This is a genomic window from Erwinia pyrifoliae DSM 12163 (assembly GCF_000026985.1).
Taxonomy (GTDB): Bacteria; Pseudomonadota; Gammaproteobacteria; order Enterobacterales; family Enterobacteriaceae; genus Erwinia; species Erwinia pyrifoliae.
In genome coordinates this window covers 3,518,273-3,538,072 of the sequence record NC_017390.1, presented here as the reverse complement: position 1 = coordinate 3,538,072, position 19,800 = coordinate 3,518,273, and the positions used below count along the sequence as shown (strand labels likewise).

At 51.4% G+C, this 19,800-nt stretch carries 10 protein-coding genes and 1 pseudogene; 6 read left to right on the top strand and 5 right to left on the bottom strand.

The genetic code is table 11. The features are described from left to right. Positions 1–50 precede the first annotated feature (50 nt). Entirely contained in the window at positions 51–431 is a 381-nt protein-coding gene (locus EPYR_RS16165; RefSeq protein ID WP_014539535.1) for a DUF4354 family protein, read from the bottom strand. A 371-nt stretch (positions 432–802) separates the two neighbouring features. Here EPYR_RS16165 and EPYR_RS16160 point away from each other — a divergent pair, with 371 nt between their 5' ends. Further along, entirely contained in the window at positions 803–2,920 is a 2,118-nt protein-coding gene (locus tag EPYR_RS16160; protein WP_015899049.1) for a TonB-dependent siderophore receptor, read from the top strand. Positions 2,921–2,994: 74 nt separating this feature from the next. On the opposite strand, the gene EPYR_RS16155 is transcribed toward EPYR_RS16160, so the two are convergent. Genes EPYR_RS16155 through EPYR_RS16145 form a run of 3 tightly spaced genes read right to left on the bottom strand, consistent with a single transcriptional unit; the run spans position 2,995 to position 8,207 of the window. Then, entirely contained in the window at positions 2,995–5,349 is a 2,355-nt protein-coding gene (locus EPYR_RS16155; RefSeq protein WP_012669441.1) for a GNAT family N-acetyltransferase, read from the bottom strand. Position 5,350: 1 nt separating this feature from the next. Continuing rightward, positions 5,351–6,643 carry a lysine N(6)-hydroxylase/L-ornithine N(5)-oxygenase family protein gene (locus EPYR_RS16150; RefSeq protein ID WP_012669440.1) on the bottom strand — a complete coding sequence of 431 codons (1,293 nt, stop codon included), beginning with the start codon at positions 6,641–6,643 and terminating at the stop codon, positions 5,351–5,353. 10 nt (positions 6,644–6,653) lie between these two features. Beyond that, on the bottom strand, positions 6,654–8,207 hold the full coding sequence (locus EPYR_RS16145) for a pyridoxal phosphate-dependent decarboxylase family protein (RefSeq protein WP_012669439.1): 1,554 nt from the start codon (positions 8,205–8,207) through the stop codon (positions 6,654–6,656). Between the two features lie 1,010 nt (positions 8,208–9,217). Here EPYR_RS16145 and EPYR_RS16140 point away from each other — a divergent pair. The 5 genes from EPYR_RS16140 to EPYR_RS16120 all read left to right on the top strand — a co-directional run bounded on the left by EPYR_RS16140 (position 9,218) and on the right by EPYR_RS16120 (position 19,010). Continuing rightward, a complete protein-coding gene (locus tag EPYR_RS16140; protein WP_226060681.1) occupies positions 9,218–10,900 on the top strand; it encodes a TULIP family P47-like protein in 1,683 nt (560 codons plus the stop codon). 10 nt (positions 10,901–10,910) lie between these two features. After that, on the top strand, positions 10,911–12,191 hold the full coding sequence (locus tag EPYR_RS16135; protein WP_012669436.1) for a TULIP family P47-like protein: 1,281 nt from the start codon (positions 10,911–10,913) through the stop codon (positions 12,189–12,191). After that, a complete protein-coding gene (locus tag EPYR_RS16130) occupies positions 12,155–12,646 on the top strand; it encodes a hypothetical protein (protein WP_014539530.1) in 492 nt (163 codons plus the stop codon). Before EPYR_RS16135 ends, EPYR_RS16130 begins: the two co-directional genes overlap by 37 nt. A 227-nt stretch (positions 12,647–12,873) precedes the next feature. Further along, positions 12,874–13,974: a hypothetical protein gene (locus EPYR_RS16125; protein WP_012669434.1), complete on the top strand. Its 1,101-nt coding sequence runs from the start codon at positions 12,874–12,876 to the stop codon at positions 13,972–13,974. Between the two features lie 71 nt (positions 13,975–14,045). After that, on the top strand, positions 14,046–19,010 hold the full coding sequence (locus tag EPYR_RS16120; RefSeq protein ID WP_012669433.1) for an RHS repeat domain-containing protein: 4,965 nt from the start codon (positions 14,046–14,048) through the stop codon (positions 19,008–19,010). Here the strand turns inward: EPYR_RS16120 and EPYR_RS21215 are convergent. Continuing rightward, positions 19,001–19,147, bottom strand: a pseudogene (locus EPYR_RS21215) (type IV toxin-antitoxin system YeeU family antitoxin); the annotation flags it as partial. The gene EPYR_RS16120 and the pseudogene EPYR_RS21215 sit on opposite strands and share 10 nt — an antisense overlap. Between the last annotated feature and the right edge of the window lie 653 nt (positions 19,148–19,800).

Sequence of the window (19,800 nt, the reverse complement as noted above, 5' to 3'; positions counted from 1 at the left end):
GGTTCCGTTTCCTGACCAGCGGATAAATACGTTGTTAGCGAGTTTATCCGTTATTCGCAATCGTCCGACAGCCTGATCAGCGCCGCCTGATGAACCGCTGCATTATCTGAAGCAAATACCGCGACGCCTTTGACGCGCTGCCCTTTTTTCACCGTGCCCTTGGTCAGTTTTTCATCAACCGTGTCCAGTTTAAATTCCTGGTGATCCGGGGCAATCGCTCGCAGACAAAGTTTTGCTAAATCGACATATTTATCGGACAAGTTTGCGACCACCACTGCAAAGGTTTTGGTATAGGTATCTTTGCCGCCAGCCGATATGGATCCTTTAGATTGTTCTGTCGAGTACACGGCAGCGTTGTCAGGCACTGTGGCATTAGCGGAAAAGCAAAAACCGGCCATCGCAACAGATGCAGCCATAATAATCAGCTTCATTTTAACTCCCTTATTTAGGTTTGAAATTTTAATTAATCTACCTGGTCAAGGCAAAGTGGCGAAACAGTCCTGTCCTGGCAAGCTAAACCAGCGATAAGTATAGACAGTGTTTACTATTTCATTGCGCGCGTCAGCAGCCCCGCCGGATGGGTGCAGTCACTGCCGGGCTGATGAGTGGAGGGGGAAAAGACGCCGATCTCTATTCTCCTGTATTAAAAATAAATAAGGTCACGGCTTGAAATGCGACATAAAAAAAGATAATAATTCTCATTTACATATCGGAATCGATCACATTCAGGTTGCGCGTGCCTGTCTGCTCTGAATCCATCCGCGAAATAAGACGATAGCCTAATCTTTGTAAGGGAATAAAAATGAGAATGCCTTTTAGCCTCAAGCGTTCTGTACTGCTCTGTGGCATAGCACTTTCCACACCGGGTATGACCTGGGCCGCAGATACGCTGGTGGTGACCGCTAAACCGGAAGAAACCTCCAGCACGCCGACGGCAGGCTATACCGCGAAGATCAGCAGCGGGGCGACCAAGACCGATCGTCCATTGATCACTACCGGGCAGTCAGTTTCCGTGGTGACCCGTCAGCAGATGGAAGATCAGGGGGCGATGGACGTCAACCAGGCGCTGAACTATACCGCCGGTGCCTTTACTAACTTTGCTGGCGCGGCAACACGTTTTGATACGGTTTCGCTGCGTGGATTCCACGGCGGTGATGTCGACAACATATTTCTTGATGGCCTGCGCCTGATGAGCGATCCGGGCAGCCACAATGTTTTGCAGGTCGATCCGTGGTTTCTCGACAGGATCGACGTGATCAAAGGCCCTTCTTCTGCACTTTATGGCCAGACCGTACCGGGTGGTCTGGTGATGGAAAGCTCTAAACGCCCGCAGTTTACCCCGGAAGGCCATTTCCGCCTCACGGGCGGTAGCAATAGCACTAACGGTGCCGCGTTTGATTATACCAATGCGATTAACGATCAATGGGCGTTTCGCCTGACCGGTATCACCCGTAGCAGCCATACTCAGTACGATCACACCCGCGAAGAAAAATACGCCATTTCCCCGTCGCTGCTGTGGCAGCCGGATGAAGATACGTCACTGCTGCTGCGTGCCTACCTGCAAAAAGAGCCTTCAGGTGGCTACCATGGTGCGGTACCGGGCGACGGCAGCATTACCGCGCACAACGGCAGAAAGCTGAGCACCGGTTTTTATGACGGCGACAGCGCGCTGGATCAATACAAGCGCCGGCAGCAGATCTACAGCGCGCAGTTCTCCCATCGCTTTAACGATACCTGGGCGTTTCGCTCTAACGCCAGCTATTCGCACTCTAATGTCGATCTTGACCAGGTGTATCAGATCGGCTGGAACCCTGCTAACTCCGATCTATTGAATCGGTACTACTCAGGATCGCGATCTTCTCTAAATGCATTTGCTATCGATAACCAGCTGGAGGCGGATTTCGCCACCGCTGAGGTCGCTCATAAAGTGGTACTGGGAGCTGAATATCATCAGTACAAGAATGACCTGAGCGATGCAGGCGGTTCAGCCAGCCAGCTCAATGCCCTCACCGGCCAGTCGGTAGGCAGCCATGACAACTTCACCTTCTATAAGTCGCAGCGCCGTTACTATCAGACCGGGGTTTATCTGCAGGATGAAATGACGTGGAATAAATGGCATCTGGATCTCTCCGGCCGCTACGATCGCCTCGTTTCCCAGACTGATAACATTGATAAAGAGACTAAATTCCGCCGTCAGGACGACCATATCGGCGGTCGTGCGGCCCTGCTGTATGCGTTTGACAACGGTATTTCCCCCTATGTCAGCTATAGCCAGGCGATTACACCGCAGTCTCTTCCAGGTGAAGACGGCAATGTGCTGAAACCCACCACCTCTGAACAGTATGAGGCCGGGGTGAAATATCAGCCTGTGGGCACTTCCGACCTCTATTCTGTTGCCGTCTACGATTTGACACAGAAAGATGTCGGTAACCGTGTTGTTGTCGGTGCTTATTACAAGCCCGCCGGGAAAGTGCATTCACAGGGTCTGGAACTGGAAGCCCACAACCAGCTGACGCCGCGACTCAGCACCATTGCTACCTACACGTTGAACCACGTACGTTATAAGGATTCCATCGATGGCAATGATGGCCACACCCCTTTCATCACGCCAAACTCGATGGCTTCAGCCTGGGCGAAATACCAGTTTGACTACGGGGTGAGCGTGGGTGCCGGAGTGCGTTATATCGGCAAGCAGTGGGCGGATAACGAAAACACCACGCGGCTGGCATCGGTGACGCTATTGGATGCTTCAGTGCGTGCCGATCTGGGGGCGTGGAACAGCAGCCTGAAAGGGGCCTTTGTGCAGGTGAATGCCAATAACCTGACCGGTCGCGACTATGTTTCTGCCTGTTACGGCACCGGGTACTGCTACTGGGGGGCTGAACGTACGGTGATGGCCACCGTGGGTTACGATTTCTGACCCGCGATGTTTACTCGCTAAAAAGCACGGTCGCTTAAGCGGCCGTGCTTTTTTTATCCTGAAGAAGTAGGCCGTTAGCGCCAGCGGGCGATCGGGTTGACCAGGGTTCCGGCAAACTTCAGGTTTTCAGCCGGATCGGACAGGTTAATCATCTGCTGGTTGTTGGCCAATTGCAGACGGTTAAGGCAGGAGCGGGTGAACTCTGGCGCGAACATATCGTAGCGGGAAAACTTGCTGGCCAGATGCGGATGGGCCTGCTGATATTCCTTCACGCAGCGCGCGACCGCCTGCCAGAACTGTTCTTCCGGCAGCGTGCCGGACTGGTGCAGAATGGCGCTAATAAAGCGGAAAATGCAGTCGAAGACGTCGGTAAAGACTGACAACAGCTTGAGGTTTTCCGGCACGTCCACCGCCAGGCGCTGCACTTTTTCCGGCAGCACGGCATCCGGGTTCATTACCGCAATTTCCTCGCCGATGTCTTTCATATAGGCGCTTACCGGTACATTATTCTCCAGCAGCAGGATCAGGTTTTCGCCGTGCGGCATAAACACCAGATCGTGCTGGTAGAAGCAGTGCAGCAGCGGGCTGAGGTAGCAGCTCAGATAGCGGTCCACCCAGCGTTCAGCGGCCAGCCCGGAATCGGCGATCAGCGCCGGCAGCAGGGCTTTCTGGTGATGATCAACGTGCAGGAATGAGGCCATGGTCATCAGGCGCTGGCCGGGTTTCAGCGCTGCAACCGGATTGTCGCGCCACAGCGCGGCAAACATTTTCTTGTAAGCGGAATCCCCCTTGATGGCTTTTTCATAGTGCCGGTTATGGTAACCCACTGCCGCCACCTCGCGCAGAATGCGAAAATCGCAGCGCTGTAGCCACTCATCCCCGGCAACCAAATCTTGCAGCCATTCATTAATCGCCGGGGTGGTCGCCATATAGTAAGGAGAAAGGCCGCGCATAAAGCCCATATTCAGCACCGATAGTGCCGTTTTGACATAGCGCTTGCCGGGATGACTGCGGTTGAAGAAGGTACGGATAGACTGCTGTGCCTGATATTGGTCGTCACCGATAGCAAGCCAGACAATATCGTTATTGGCGATATCCGCCGCAAATACCGTCAGCAGTTTGTTCTGCCACTGCCAGGGGTGAACCGGCATAAAGAGGTAATCAGCGTGGGTAAGCCCTTTCTCTGTCAGCTGCGCATTGAACTGTTCAATCGTAGACTGGCCCAGTTCTTCACGCATCAGGCGTTCGTATTGCAGGTCACTCAGGCTGGAGAAATGCGCGTTGCGCCGGTGAACGGCAACCCAAACCAGATTAACCGGCGTGGCAGCTTCAGGCGCGTAAGCCAGATAGTCACGCGCATCGAAGCCAATGCGCCCGTTGTTCGCCACGAAGCACGGGTGCCCTTCGGTCATTGAGGATTCAACGGTTTGGAAGTCTGCGTTCACCAGTGTCTGGCTGTCCGGGTTATTTTTCTGCAACTTGAATACGCTGCTGCACAACGTGCTGCTGATCTCTTCCATATAGGTTGCCAGCAGTGTCTGCGGAATACCGACTACCTCGTTGAATTCCGATATAAATTGTAATGCGTCCAGCGGCAGGGTATGGCCGTTCTCCTGTTTAGTCAGCGAAGCTGCGTCAATATCCCAGTGATCCAACGCCAGACGGCTGGCGGTGAATTGATATTCTGTTTCGCTGCCCGGCACGGCCAGCGAGTAGCGACCGTTGCCCGATTCAGCTGGCGTGACAATCATCTCATGCGCAAACTCGGCGATAGCTTTGCGGATCAGCAGACGGTTGGCCTGATCCCAGTTATCACCGGTCAGGCTGGCACCGGTCAGCATTGGTGTCGTCTCATTCATATTCAGCGATTCCTTCAGTAATGCCTGTTGATAATTTTCGTGCTGGCAGAAGGCCAGCCAGGCGGTTTTATGGCCCATATCGATGGTGTGCTGATAGCAAAAGCCAGCGCGCTTGTTCAGCCGATGAATTTTTGTATTCCGCTCGTCCGGCTCCACCACGACCCGCTTCACCTCTGGCAGGCTGAACATAAAGTCCATCACCACCGAGAAAACCTGCCAGCTGAACTGCCTCACCGGGTGAGTGGCCGGCGCTATCAGCAGATGCATGCCGTAATCGTCCGGCTGCGCGGCATAGAACTTGCCGATGTCATTTTCACTGGCCTTGTAGAACTCCATCAGGAACGCCGGCTGACCGTTGCAGCAGCCGATCAGCGCGGCGTGCGGGTTATGAGCCGTCAGCTTCTGGTAAAAGGCCGCAACCTGTTCGATGCTGTTGTCCTGCATCCCCCAGAAGCGGGCATACTCTTGTGTGACCCAACGGTGAACCATCGCGGCGTCTTCCTGGCGCATTGGGCGGAGAGTGAACTGGCCCGCCGGACGGGCCGTACTGTAAAGAGTGGAATTTGGCATATCAGATTTCCGATTGGGCGGGGAAAGTCTGGAAAGCGATCTGGCGTTCGACGGGGTAGACTTCCCGGCCGGTGATGTCGCGCAGTAACACGGAATTACGGTAGCAGGCCATGCCTAAATCAGGCGTAACAAAGCCGTGCGTATGCAGCTCGGCATTTTGCACGAAGACCTGGTTATGGCGATCGATACTGTAATTACGCTGTACGTCGTAACGGCCTTTCTCATCCCACTGGATGCGCTGCTGGATACCTTCAATAAACGCCGGTGGCCGATACTGATAGCCCGTGGCCATCACTAATCCCTCAGTACGACGGCTAAAGGCACGATCCTGCTCCTGCTGATGCAGCTTAAGCTCGAATTCACCTTCCGCCAGCCAGCGCATGTCGGTCAGTTCCGAATGGGTAAAGAGGTTGACGTCGAGCTTTCCATCAAGCTGCTTAACGTACATCAGATCATAGATGTCATTGATCAGGCTGCTGTTAATGCCTTTATAGAGATTTTTCTGGCTGGCGTTAAGCTCGTCGCGTTTCGCCGCCGGCAGACTGTGAAAATAGTCAATCCACTCTGGCGAGGTCATTTCCAGCGTCAGTTTGGTGTACTCAAGCGGGTAGAAGCGCGGCGCACGGGTTATCCAGTTCAGCTGATAGCCGAAGCGATCGATATCCGTCAGCAGGTCGTAATAGATTTCGGCCGCGCTCTGGCCGCTGCCCAGTACGGTGATGGAGCGTTTCTTCTGCAATTTTTCTTTGTTGAGCAGGTATTCGCTGGAGTGGACGAAGCGCTCGCGATACGGTTGGCTGCAGGCGGGGCTCCAGGCGCTGGGGCCGGTGGCCAGTACCAGATGATGCGCCAGCCATTCCTGCTGTTTACCACTAACGGTATCTGTCGAACGAACACGATAGCATTGCAGACTGTCATCGTAGCTGACGTATTCCACCCGGGTGTTCCAGCGCAGATTGCCGAGCCGGGCAGCGGCCCATTGGCAATACTGGTTGTACTCTTTTCTCATCAGGAAAAAATCTTCGCGGATATAAAAAGAGTAAAGTTTTCCTTTCTGCTTCATATAATTGAGCAGGCTGTAAGGGCTGGTCGGGTCGGCCATCGTCACCAGATCGGCCATAAAAGGCGTTTGCAAATGGGCGCTTTCCAGCATCATGCCGGTATGCCAGTCGAAGCCGGGGTTCTGATCGAGAAAAATACCGTTCAGCCCTTCAACCGGTTCGCTCAGACAGGCAAGGCCGAGATTGAAGGGACCAATGCCAATACCAATAAAATCATAGATGTTGTTATTCATAACGGAGTTCTCACACATGTGCCGCAGTGATGGCGGGGCCACGAACCTGTTCACGGCCGTAATGCACAATCAGAGCAATCACGTCTTCAATATCAGCCGCTGTGGTGTTGGGGTTCAAAAGGGTAAATTTCAGATATTGACGACCCTTTACTTTGGTGCCGGCAATGACGGCGTTACCTGAGCGAAACACCGCCTTACGTATATTGGCGTTGATTTCATCTGTCTGTGCTTCATTCATGCCCGGTCGGGGAACATAACGGAAAATCTGGCTGGTCAGTTCAGGAACATGCAAAACCTCAATCGCCGGATGTGCACTCAGCAACTGGTGGGTGGTCTGCGTCAGCGCCAGAATGTCATCGAAGGCATTTCCCAAGGCCATTGGCCCTGACACGCGCAGCGTCAGCCACATTTTGAGCGCGTCAAAACGGCGCGTGGTCTGAATGCTTTTATTAACCAGATTGGGTGTGCCTTCCTGTTGCGCACTGAGCGGGTTGAGATAATCGGCGTGATGAGTGACATGACTCAGGTGGTGCTTATCACGCACGAAGAACGCCCCGCAGCTGACGGTCTGGAAGAAGGATTTGTGGTAGTCCACGGTAACCGAGTCTGCTTTTTCAATGCCGGCAAGGCGCGGACGATGATTTTCCGTTACCAGCAGCCCGCAGCCGTAGGCCGCATCCACATGCATCCACAGACCGTGGTGTTTGCACAGTTCAGAGATAGCCCCCAGCGGGTCGATACTGCCGAAATCCGTGGTGCCGCTGGTGGCAACCACCGCGATTGGAATCAGCCCCTGTTGATGGCAGCGCTGTATTTCCTGCTCCAGACAGGCAGCATCCATGCGGTAATGTTCATCGTAGTCGACCGGGATAACGGCATCGTATCCCAGACCCAGTATCGCCATGGATTTCTGGATGCTGAAGTGGCTGAGCTTTGAGGTAAAGACGCGCCATTTCGCGGCATCATGAGGTAAACCCCGATACTTGATCAGATGGCCTGGATGATGCGCTGCGCACCAGTTGTCACGAGCCAGCAGCATCGCCATCAGGTTGGACTGAGTACCACCGCTGGTGAAGATGCCGTCAGCACCTGCAGGCAAACCAATACGGCTAAGCGTCCAGTCAATCACCTTTTGTTCAATCAGCGTACCACCAGCGCTTTGGTCCCAGGTATCTACTGAGCTGTTCACTGCGGCCATAATCTGCTCTGCCAGTAGGGAAGGCAGCACAACCGGGCAGTTCAGGTGCGCGACGTATTTGGGATGGTGAAACCAGACGGCATCGCGCAGATAAAGCCTTTTTAGCTCTTCTAACGCCGCTTCGTTGCTGCCCAGCGGCTGGTCGAGGTCAACGCCACTAAATTCCCGGGCAAGCTCCTGAGGAAGGATGCCGCTGAAGGGTTTTTCTACGCCTTTCACCGTTTCGGTCATCAATGCCAGCACCTGTTCTGTCTGCCTGGACCATGCAGACAGCTGGTGTTCATTGAAAATGAAATCATGAGGATTGCCAGTGCCACAACGTGCGGGCAGCGCGGATACTGGCGAAGTTTGCGAACCTGAGACCATAACCTGTTCCTTTATTGAAGACGTAAGGAGCCTTGCTGTCAGATGAGAGCGGCAGCATCGTGCGCCAGACGGCGTAACGTCAGTTTAGGAGTTCTACTATTCCACCATTGCAAAGATCCCAGCGAGGGATGCAAGCAAGAATTTTTTATTTGACAAAACACAAAAAAAGCGACGTTACCTGTGTGTTTTTCACCGTTATGCGAACCATTAATACAAATGAGATTCTAAATGAATCTTATTATCATTCAATATTTTTTTGTGACAATTTGTCATAAGAGTTTCTACTTAATCAACCGGTGAACCAATGTCAGATCCGGGGGCCGTATGCTCAAGGCAGGGGCGGATCGAGGCCGTATGATGACCAAGGAGAGCGGGAGGTGCGTCTTTTGCGCAGATACCCTGCATGCCGCGCCGCTGGGTACGCAGCTGAACGGGTTGGCAGCTCCTGCATCGCGACATAGCGCTTTTCAACGATCCGGTCAGGCTCGTACAAGGTGGGTAGCCCGATCCGGCAAACGCTTTCTATGCGCCTGCGCAGCGGTATTGCACAGGAGGCCAGGCTACCAGATAAGCTCCTCTTTTCGGGCAGCGCAACCCGGAACCGGACAACAATTTGCCACGGCGTTTTCTGCCAGCAGGGTTCTTGCCGCCTTGGTATGACCTCATATAGCGATGTCATCTTCTGATAAAATTTATAAAAAGGCAGTTCTGTATTATTATTTTTTTGGTGTTCCTTGATGAGTGATGGGAATATGTTCCAGTATTTTTCAGTTAGCTACCGATTCAGCGATAATAAATGAATTAATATAATTAAAATTCAGTCACTCAGCAGAATTAAGTCAATAATTTAAAATGCATATTAGTGTTGCTGGGTATATGTAATCATACCTTTAGCTTTTTATTTATTGTGTCATGAAATAGCGAAAAACTGGTGCCGGGGTTGACTCAGCGTGTTGGGCGCTAAAGAATGTCACGTCCAACGCCAACTATTTATTCCCTGGTGCCGTTTCATGATCCTGGATGTAACCAAGAAATGTGCATTTATGATTGTGATTTATATAAGCCAAAATAGTGAGGTAAGACCTGTGAGCGATATATCAACCAGCGGATGGGACGTGGTCAGCATCACTAACCTTGACACCATCAATAAAATTATCAGTAGCGGAAGTCGCTATCCTTCAGAATTTTCTATCAATGACACCATTCTGGGATCTAAAATTAGCATTAACGGAAAATGGGGGAGGTGGCTGCTTACCAGCAATGCCAGTGGTGGAAAAGTTAATATTAAGTGTGAAATAGCAGCAGGAACGGTGGATTATGAAGGGAGTCGGCTGAATATTAACGACAACAGCAATGATTCATATTTGGAGATTGAATTATCGCTTAAGGGAAAACACGTTGAGCCAAATGAATGGGTGATGAATGATGATATTATTGACGATAACACCTGCTGTTATCAGTTAGTGGCAGACTCCGACAATCAGGTGGTTATTAGTAGTTCTGTCTTTAGCGGTTCGGAAATGAAAAATGATAACCTTAATCTTATTTTACCCGCGCTGTTTGGCGGATGGTTTAAAAATAACCTGAGCGCCTTTGATCAAATATTTGCGGTTATCCTGATTGGGCTGCGGGCGAAAAAAAGTGATTTCCAGTGGCTTTATCCTTCCGCATATAGCTATGCCGCGAACAGTTCACTCGATAACAATACTACCGGATTCGGTATTCTGACGCTCGTTGACGGCAGAACGGATACCGGAAATCTGCAGCAGTCCGTTGATATCTCCGCGCTCAGACTGGTGAAGAAGTTTGGCGCAAATCTGGCGCTGGTGATCAGTAAAGAGATGTTTGTAAAACACATGTTGTTGAAAGCCGCTGTTGACCTGATAAAAAATGCCACTGCAAGTGATTTTACTATAAGCAATAGCGGATTATCGCTGACCAACCGCCGCGAAATGTTATGGCAGGATTTCCATGCCGGCGATAATAAATATATTTCTCCCATCTTGCCAAAAGAAGGCTTTATTCTGACGCTGCAATCAGATTATATCCATCTCACCATTCAGGGCGCACATTATCGTCCTCATACAGGGGTCACGGTCTACATGGGGCTGGAGCAAAACTTCAGATACAAGGTGGCTAATAATGCCAGGGGAGAACCTGTTTTTGTACCGGATGAGAAGGGGCTGGGAGATGCACAGATAATCTGCTCTGTTAAATTTGATAAGTGGTTACAGGCGGTGGAAATAACGATGGGCGTCATTGCATCAATAGCGGCTATTATTTCACTGGGTACGCTCGCTTATGGTGCAATAACGGCAAGGGCGGCGGCCACGTTGGTCGCCGCTGAGAGGGAAGGGGCAGTTATATTCTCTGTCAATGTTGCGGAGGCAGAAATTGTGACTTCCGAAGCAATGGCGATAGCCAGTGATATTGTGAATGGCACGGTATCAAACCCGACAATTTTTAATATTGTAAGAATGAGTTCTGCGGTGATGGCCACTATTTCTGGAGGAGCGGCAGGAGCCATAGCGATATCTGAAGCCATTTATAAATCAAAATATGATGATATACCATCGTTTCACCATTTTGCCTCGATTATAACCGGAACCAGCGTGTGGCCTCATATGGATAATATTAAGCTAAAATCCGCATCGCTGGCCGACAGCTTTGTTATAGGGCTTGAAATAAAATAAGGTCCAAGGCATGGATATGTATAACTGGGATATGGTATGCGCTGTTTCCTGCCGGGATCTGAATAAGAAACTTAAGGAGTCGGTACGCAACAACTTTGGCGAGTTCAGCTGGTCAGATGGTGCGGGAAATCGGATTTCGGGCGTGTTTGATAGCTGGGAGATTGTGCCCGGTGGCGATGCGCAGCGGCTTAACCTCATCACACCGCTGATCGCCGGTAAACTTGAAGCATCCGTACTTGGGAAGGATATTGCCGTTACGGTTGGTAACCTCTGTCCGAAACTTCAGGTTGTGCTGGCATTCGTCAGCGGGAATAACGGCGATGATACTCATCTTACATTCAATTTCAGACGTGTTAGCGCCGGCAGTACGGAAACACTCGTTAGTGACGGCTGTGTTGTTGTGCTGGACAACGATATAAATAACCGCCTTCCCGACAGAGATAATATTGTTCCTGCGCTGTTCTGCGCACTGATGGCGAAGATGATTGTCGCCAGGCGCAATGATATAGAATTCATTTTTGCAGAAATCCTTGCTATTCCGGCGGCAAGCGAAGTTTCGTGGATGAAGCTGCACCTGCTCAGGTATGCGTACAATGAGAAAATAAGCGGCGAGCTAGGCTGTCTGGCCGTACTGGGGATAGTAGAGAGTAACGCTTTTCCACCACATCCGGATGAACTTCAGCAGGTATTCGACGCAGCACTGGTCAGAGACGATGGGAACAGCGGATTTATGCTATCCCGGCAGGTATTTATGAAAAATGTTGTGCTTCCCGCACTGCCAGCGGTATTTAAGGGTTCAGACATCAATCAGTTTTATCTCGCAGATAATGGTGTGATAAGAAACAGCAGCGCTATCTCATTAAGTCCCATTAATGGCTATACGCCCTACTTTAACCATTTTGAAATGGAGGTGGTAGACCTCAGGATTATGATCAATAACGCCCGGGGCCGCTGTGATGTGGTGTGGAACAGCAGCTATGTCAGTTTCGACTTATCAGCTGCTTATATCCCACAATTATCTGTGGTTGACGGCGTATGCAGAGTGAACCTTGTCTGCGCGACCAGGCCCGTTTTTAACAGTCAGGGGCATGATACGGCAGCTCAAATTTTCTGGATCCTTGGTGGCTGGGTAGTTGATGCTCTGATTCAGGGGATCCGCAGCCAGATGGAGCACCTTCTTTTCGAATTTGGCAACCGTGGGATAAGCTTTGATATTTATCCAATAAAATTCAGCACGGCTTCAGACTATACGGAGTGCGGTCTGGCAGGGAATTTCTTTATGCGAAATTAACAATGGATTATTACGGAGGTTACATGAGATTTATTGAAACCGTTAAACATGTGCGACAGCTAAGCGTTATTGATGAATTTGGGGGCAGAGGGAATGCCGGGAAAATCAAAGAGTTTTATATCGTTTTCAGGGCAACCGATGGCAACGGAACAGAATTAGCCGTGAGCAAGAATGACGTGGAAGAAGCCGTGCTGAATAATTGTATCTCTATCTGCAATTATATCGGCGATGCGGAATATACCCTGGGCTTACTGGAACGCAACCCGAATAACGATCATTTTATAGTGAGTAAGGTCGACTATAAGTTTAATACAAATATTATCACCTTGTCGGTACGTGATTTTAAGGGTTATGCCAGCATCAGCGTTAAATTTAAAAATGAGAACAAGATTATTGCGTCGACCTGTTATCTGTCAGGTAATCCGTCATGCTTCTTCCTGTCGAGAAAGCCTTAGTCAGTCAATACGGTATTTGAGGCTACAACCTGTCATTAAACGGGCAGGCAAAAAAATTATTCATATTTATGATGACCAGGCCCGGTGGGTGACCGGGGTATTGGCTAAGTTCATGCCGAAGAATAAATCGATGCCCGGTGATTTATCATTTTAACCGGCTTAGCCCTGGCGGGCTGATATCTATAATCAGAACCTTTTTCAGCGTTCAATGAAAACAGGAATATCAGATGAATAACAAACTGTATGATTCACCAGAAGATATCACCGGCGTTGATCTGACCATACGGGCTGTATCCGGTAATCTTTCCCCCGTTATCTATGCTAATGGGCGCAACCAGCTCCCGATAGAAATTATTGTCAAAGCCACCAAAGAAAACCCAGATCATAGCGAATCAGTTTTGCATTTTTCCAGGGAAACATGGATTCACATACTCAATCTTCGTCATGCCGAATCCGATGAAATACTCACCTGGCAAGGCAATGCCGGGTGGTGCTTCACGGCCGTTGAAAATGATTACAGCCTTGAAGTGCTCAACAAAGAGTACTCAGTCGAACCCCGCCATATGGAACCCGGAGATACACTGATCACGCTATATGTCTACTCGGGTGATATCAGTGTCAGGCGTATTGCCGTCAGCATTGACACCGATGGAGGAGGACACTTTAGCACCGCAGACAATTCTACCGTGGTTGAGAGAAGCTCCGTCGCGGTACGCGCCTTACAGCCTGTTAACTATTTAACGAGGGATTTAATTCAGGAAAGAGTCACTGAATTAGGCAAAACCCAGGCTACCATGCATTACACCGGCGACAATGTCACCTGGTCAAAAAAATTCGATGCGCATTATGATAATCTCTATTTTTCAATAAAGAACAAAATATGCAGTTACACCGTCAATAATTATGGCGCAGATGGTAAAACCGATATGAATTACCCTGCAAGGACTTCTCAGTACTGGGTTTATGAGAACAATCAGCATATGCTGATTGCTAATCCTTCAGCATATCCTGAGGGGGAGAGTAACAACGGATTTTATGGCAGAGCCAGCTGGAATGAAACGTTGTCTGCGCATGCGTCTACTGCGACCTACGATCTTTTCCTGGATTATAAATATAACGATCGGCCAAAAACAATCTGCTGGACACACTTCTCTTTTGCCGCATCAGATGAGTGGATTTTGCCAGCGGATGTTGCACTGCATGTCAATGATACTGACCTTCATCAATATAATCTTAATCCCTGGTTTGATTTTTATGATCTGTACGGAAATTACGCGAGATTCAATATTCGCTATAATTCCGTTAGCCATGAAATTGAAGTTAACTAGAAATAAGACGCCTCATTCAATGATGAGCCAGCCCGGTTGGTATTAACGCTATTTGCTAACGGAGACTATTTATGAAATCACCCTCTTTTTATTCTCATGCGGGTAACTTTATTAGCGCTACTTTGGGGGGCGTCGATCCGCGCACCGGGCTTTTTAATCTTAGTCTACCGTTGGTTAATCTCCACTCTGCCAAGCTGGCTGGCCCGGCGCTGTCGTTGTCCCTGCAATATTCTCCGCTGTCATCCGACAATGAGGGGTTTGGCAGGGGGTTCGCCCTGAATCTGACTCGCTATAATCTGGCCGCGCGAAAGTTGACGCTATCCTCAGGCGAGGAATATCGTGTCAGCAGTAGCGGGACTACCGTAAAACAGAAAAAACTCAAAAATTTTATCTTCGAAAATACGGGGAACTCCACCTGCCGGGTGATTCACAAATCCGGGCTTATCGAGAACCTGGCGCAATACGGTTCGCTGTTCCTCCCGACCCTTATCACCGCCCCCGATGGACGAAGCCTTAATTTTGTGTGGAGCTCATCGCATTCGCCATCCCGTCTGGTGCGGGTGACAGAGGATGACGGAACGGTGTTGTGCGCGATATCTCATGCCGATGAGTCGGTCGCCACCGTGGCGTTAGACGTGCTGCCGGATAGTGTGGAATCGGCGTACAGGATGGTTTTTAAATTCACCAATGCGCATCTGGTCCGCGTGACCAGCACTGCCGACGCTGTCCCGCCGACCTGGAATTTTCTTTATGAAGATGTGGGTCCCGGAAATGACTACCGGGTGATTACCAGCTTAACATCGCCAACGGGTCTGACGGAGAAGGTAGCCTACTTTGCTGACAGGGGAATGGCGTTCCCCGATATTGCAGGCCTGGCGGCACTACCGTGCGTGCATATGCACAAAATTTCCCCCGGAGGCGGGCAGCCATTGATCGTCACACAGTGGGAGTGGACGGAGAATAATTATCTCGGCAGGGATTCAGGCCAGAATCAGTGGCAGCCTGACACTGACCAGATGCTGGATATCCTGCTCAACGATTACCAGTACGGCTCCACGGCAAAAGTGCTGGATATGGATGGCAGCACCATATTGAGTGCGCTGACCCGACGCTACAACAGCTATCATTTGCAGGTAATGGAAAGCACGCTCAGGTCAGGGAAAACGTTCCTGTTTTGCACGCAATACCATGCCAGGCCTGGCGCGACCTTTGCTGAACAGCCGGCCCAATATGCCTTGCCAGTTCTGCAAACTAAATCCTGGGATGATGGCAGTGATGCCCCGCCGCGTACGCGCGTTACCCGCTGGCAGTTTGATGAGGCGGGTAACCCTCTGCGGCAGGATGGCCCGGACGGCACCGTCACAGAATATGTTTATTATCCGGCTGAAGGTGAAGGTGAAGCCTGTCCAGCCGATCCGAACGCTTTTACCCGCTATCTGAAAAGTAAAACGCTCATCCCCCGCCAGGTGAAGGGCGATGAGCCAGTTACCCTGTGGGTCAATACCTGGAAAAAGCAGGGGGTGCTAAACGGCAAAGGCTTTGCCGTCGTGCCGGATACGGTAACGCAAACCATCGGCAGCGTCCGAATTTTTATCACCCGCGAGTACTATGGCGATGTGACCGACAGGCTGACGTTCGGCCGTGAAAAAGCACGCACCACTATTCTGATGCCGGACGTGCAGGCCAGCGATTCCTGCACTCGCAGGCAGTCCTTCGGTTATAAAGCCTCCCCGCTGGGGCTAACACAGTCTGAGGCCTTTATTGCCCACGATGGCCTGTCGACCAACCGCTCGATTTTGCGGCATGTCAGTCTGGGGTATGTTCTGTCTGAAACGGATGCGCAGGGCGTGACGGTGAGCTGGACGTATGACAAGGTCGGCCGCGTATTAACCCGAAGCGTGATGCCAGGAATGCGACATGAGCGTAAAACAACCTGGTCGTATGCCATTGAGGATAAAGGCCCGGTCACCCTCGAAACCGATGCGGCAGGCAACCAGATGAAAACCTTTTATGATGGGGCCGGCCGGGAATCACGCTGCCAACGTCTTGATTGGGATGGGGGGCAGAAGTGGTTTGAGGTTTCCTCGCGCACCTGGGGGGCGTTGGGTGAAGTGGCTGCCGGCTTCTGCAGCGACTGGTTGACTGATTCATCAGAGCAGTATCGGCTGGGTACTTTCGTCTCGCATGATGGCTGGGGCTGCATCAGCGAACAAGATTTCAGTGACGGTACGAAGAGTGTGCAGACCACCGACCCGGTGCGACTGACTCAAACCGTTTCGGTGCACGGCAGCGCGGGCGGTGAAAGCCTTAACTCCGGCACGTTTACCACGCTGCTGGACGAGCAGAGCCGCTTGCCGCTGACGATAACCTGTAAGAACACCCACGGTGAGACGCAGGGTGAACGCCGCCATGAGTGGGACGGTCTTGGCCGCTTGCGGCTGGACACGGATGAACGGAATAATAAAACGGCAAGGAGTTACGACGCATTCGGGCGCGTGCTGGTGCAGATCCTGCCAGACGGTAGCAAGGTGAATAGAACGTATGCCCCTCATCTGACCGGTAATCAGGTGGCTGGCATTAGCGTCACCGGGCAGGATCTGCAGGGCAACCCGCATACCTGGCTGCTTGGGACGCAGAAATTTGATGGTCTGGGCCGGATTACTGAGCGCTCCAGCGGCGGCAGAACCACCGCGTACTTTTACGAGGGGGCCGCGCCAGTCCCTGCTTCGATTACGTTGCCATCGGGGAAAATACTGAAGTATACCTATATCCCCGAGCTGGGTAACGCGGTCAGCAGCATGACGGTGGACGGCGCATCGCAGACGTTCAGCTATTACCCCGCAACGGGCCGCCTGAAGACGGCAGAGGGAGGCCTTACCAGGATTCATCATACCCTTAACCCATCCGGTAGTATGAAGGCGGAAACCTTCACTCATGGCGGGAGCACGCGTGATACAGCCTATACCCGTACGCTGGCCGGGAAAATGGTCACGTACACGGATATTGCTGCCAGCAAAACAACCTGTGAGCGGGATGCGTCCGGGCGGATAACAGCGATAAAAGATGCGGCCCTGACGGTCGAACTGCAGTACGACGCACTGGGGCGGCTGAACAGTCAGCGGGTTAAGGACATCGTTACGCAGGCCACCTTGCTCACCCGGATGACATTTGACGATTTTGGCCGGGAAACCGTCCGCTCGATTGTTGACAGCAACGGCGTCACATTGGAGGTGGTGCAAACCTGGTTGCAGAACGGCCTGCTGGCCGGTCGGACTACGCAGCAGGATCGGACCGTGATACGACAGGAGCGGTACGAGTACGATGTCCGCAACCGTCTGACGAGCTACACGGTGAGCGGTACCAGCCTGCCGCAGGATGCTTATGGCCATCAGATAACCGCGCAGGCGTACAGATATGATGCGCTGAACAACCTGACGACGGTGACCACCCCACTGATATACGGCAGTATTGATGTGGCGACCTACCATTACGGAAACAGCGCCGATCCTACGCAGCTGACTGCCGTGTTACACACCCAGGTTGGCTACCCACCGGTCATCCGGCTTGAGTATGACGCAGAAGGGCGGATGACGCGGGACGAGGCAGGGCGCTCGTTGTCCTATGACGCCATCGGCAGACTGACCGGCATCGGCGGTGAAAGCCGCTACGAATACGACGCGCTGAACCGCCTGGTCGGTCAGAACGTCAGCGATACGGACAGCCGTCAGCTTTACTACCGTGGTGCAGAACGGGTGAATGAGGTGTTGGTACAGCAGGAGCAGGTCACCCGTCTGGTTAAGAACGGGCACACCTGCCTCGGGATGAGCGATGGCAGCAACCTGACGCTGATGGCCAGCGATCGCCACGACAGTCTGATTTGGTCATGTGACGGTAGCCAGAAAGAAGGGAAGCCGCATTTCTGGTTACCGTACGGTAAAGGAGATCACGTTGGGCTGCTGCCGGGCTTCAACGGCGAACGCTCTGACCCAATCAGCGGCAGCTACCCTCTGGGCAACGGCTATCGTGCTTACAACCCCGTACTGATGCGTTTTAACTGCCCGGATAGCCTGAGTCCGTTTGGTGCCGGGGGCATTAATCCTTACGCGTATTGTGCCGGTGACCCGATCAACCACACGGATCCGTCGGGGCACATGAGCTGGCAAGGAGTATTAGGCATCGTGACGGGGACGCTGGGGCTGTCATTCTCTGTATTTACGGCGGGAGCATCGATAGCGGCCGCCAGCGGGTGTATAGCGGCATTTGGCGCGGCATCGACCACATCGCTGGTCGTGGGGGGGTTGGGCATGATAGCAGATGCGACGGCCATTGCTGGGGGCGCAACGGAAAATAGCAATCCACGGGCTTCAACCGTGCTGGGCTGGGTGTCTATGGCGACGGGAATGGCCGGGGTGGTGACCGGGCTGGCGCAGATGGTTAAAGCCCTTACCGGAGCAAAAACAAGCGTGCATTTGTCAAGGCTCGAAGAGATGGGTATAGGATCGCCAAAGGTGATTGGAACTCATGATTTCGGCGGTTACCACCCGCATCCGGATGTCCTGTCAACACCCGTTCATTCCACTTACACTGCCATTGACTGGGATAGCGGCTTGCCCCGATTAAACATTGTGGCGCACGGTACTCCGGGGTTTTTACTCGTTGATCGTGATGTATGGGTAAATGCCGATGCGCTCTATCACCTGCTGTTTGAGCATGGCGTTATCAACTATAACTATTATGAAATCAGAATGCTGGTTTGTCACAGTGCTGAACCATCTTTTGCGGGAATCAGCGTGGCAGAGCGTTTTGCACAGATAACAGGCAGGCCGGTTGAAGGTTTTCATGGCGTTATGACGATGCATGAGACGCTGAATATGACCGGTGTCCCTATAGCAGCAGCGTACATGGTCAATGATGCTTACCGGCATGGAGGGGCGTTGGCCGCCACTGAGCTTATGCACAGGTATCGAGCCTATATCACCATCGGGCCGCATCCCAGTCCGTCAACACCCAATATTTCTCAAACATTCTATCCATGATGGAAAGGGGGAACGCGGTGCGGATAACGGGTATTCGACTCACCGGACAGCAGCATCAGATCCAGATTGTTGATGCCTTGCGGGAAGGCATTATCCAGTGACCGGGCCAGCGCTTCGCTGAAGGTGCCGCTGATGCCGGCACGGCCAGCCTGTTAAAAATGGTGAGTTAATAGGATACGGCATCTGGGAAAATAAATAATTTTAATAAATATCGCCATTGCTTTTTAGGGATGTTTTATTGTCATCCCGGTATATCAGATTGGATGCGCAGGATACCTGAGCTATTTCAATTATCCCGCATTATTCACTATTTTTTGTGTGGTTGGCTAAGATTAATGAATACTGAAACCCGATTTATGTATAAAATTCTCATCAGTCATTTCCCAGGGTATTTTCCCCTGGAAAGGGTAAACGAAGAAGAGTAAGGCATTTTATCCACACCAGATCACATTCTTCCCTTGCGGTCGGTTTGCCGGTGAACCCTGTAATGGCTAAATCCGCTTCGCGACTTCAGACGATGAGGAAGTGCCTGAAAAAGGGCTGAATTGCTTCGTTTATCCCACCATCACCAACAGTGTACATATTGTATACAAAACCTCCTGTAGAACTAAAATCCCTCATTTCAGGGAAAGTTTATTTGATAATTCAAAATTAATTGAATTGCTGGGGAGTTATCCGCTGAATTTGGCTTTGAATAGTCATCTTGACAATTTTTATATGACCGGGTTGAAATTAATTAAGTTTACAGTATCTTACTAAAAGCACACATGACGCGTTGCTGATAGGTCAT

Coding starts and splice junctions, on each gene's coding strand:
- EPYR_RS16165 (WP_014539535.1), bottom strand. CDS start 431: ATGAAGCTGATTATTATGGCTGCATCTGTTGCGATGGCCGGTTTTTGC.
- EPYR_RS16160 (WP_015899049.1), top strand. CDS start 803: ATGAGAATGCCTTTTAGCCTCAAGCGTTCTGTACTGCTCTGTGGCATA.
- EPYR_RS16155 (WP_012669441.1), bottom strand. CDS start 5,349: ATGCCAAATTCCACTCTTTACAGTACGGCCCGTCCGGCGGGCCAGTTC.
- EPYR_RS16150 (WP_012669440.1), bottom strand. CDS start 6,643: ATGAATAACAACATCTATGATTTTATTGGTATTGGCATTGGTCCCTTC.
- EPYR_RS16145 (WP_012669439.1), bottom strand. CDS start 8,207: ATGGTCTCAGGTTCGCAAACTTCGCCAGTATCCGCGCTGCCCGCACGT.
- EPYR_RS16140 (WP_226060681.1), top strand. CDS start 9,218: ATGATCCTGGATGTAACCAAGAAATGTGCATTTATGATTGTGATTTAT.
- EPYR_RS16135 (WP_012669436.1), top strand. CDS start 10,911: ATGGATATGTATAACTGGGATATGGTATGCGCTGTTTCCTGCCGGGAT.
- EPYR_RS16125 (WP_012669434.1), top strand. CDS start 12,874: ATGAATAACAAACTGTATGATTCACCAGAAGATATCACCGGCGTTGAT.
- EPYR_RS16120 (WP_012669433.1), top strand. CDS start 14,046: ATGAAATCACCCTCTTTTTATTCTCATGCGGGTAACTTTATTAGCGCT.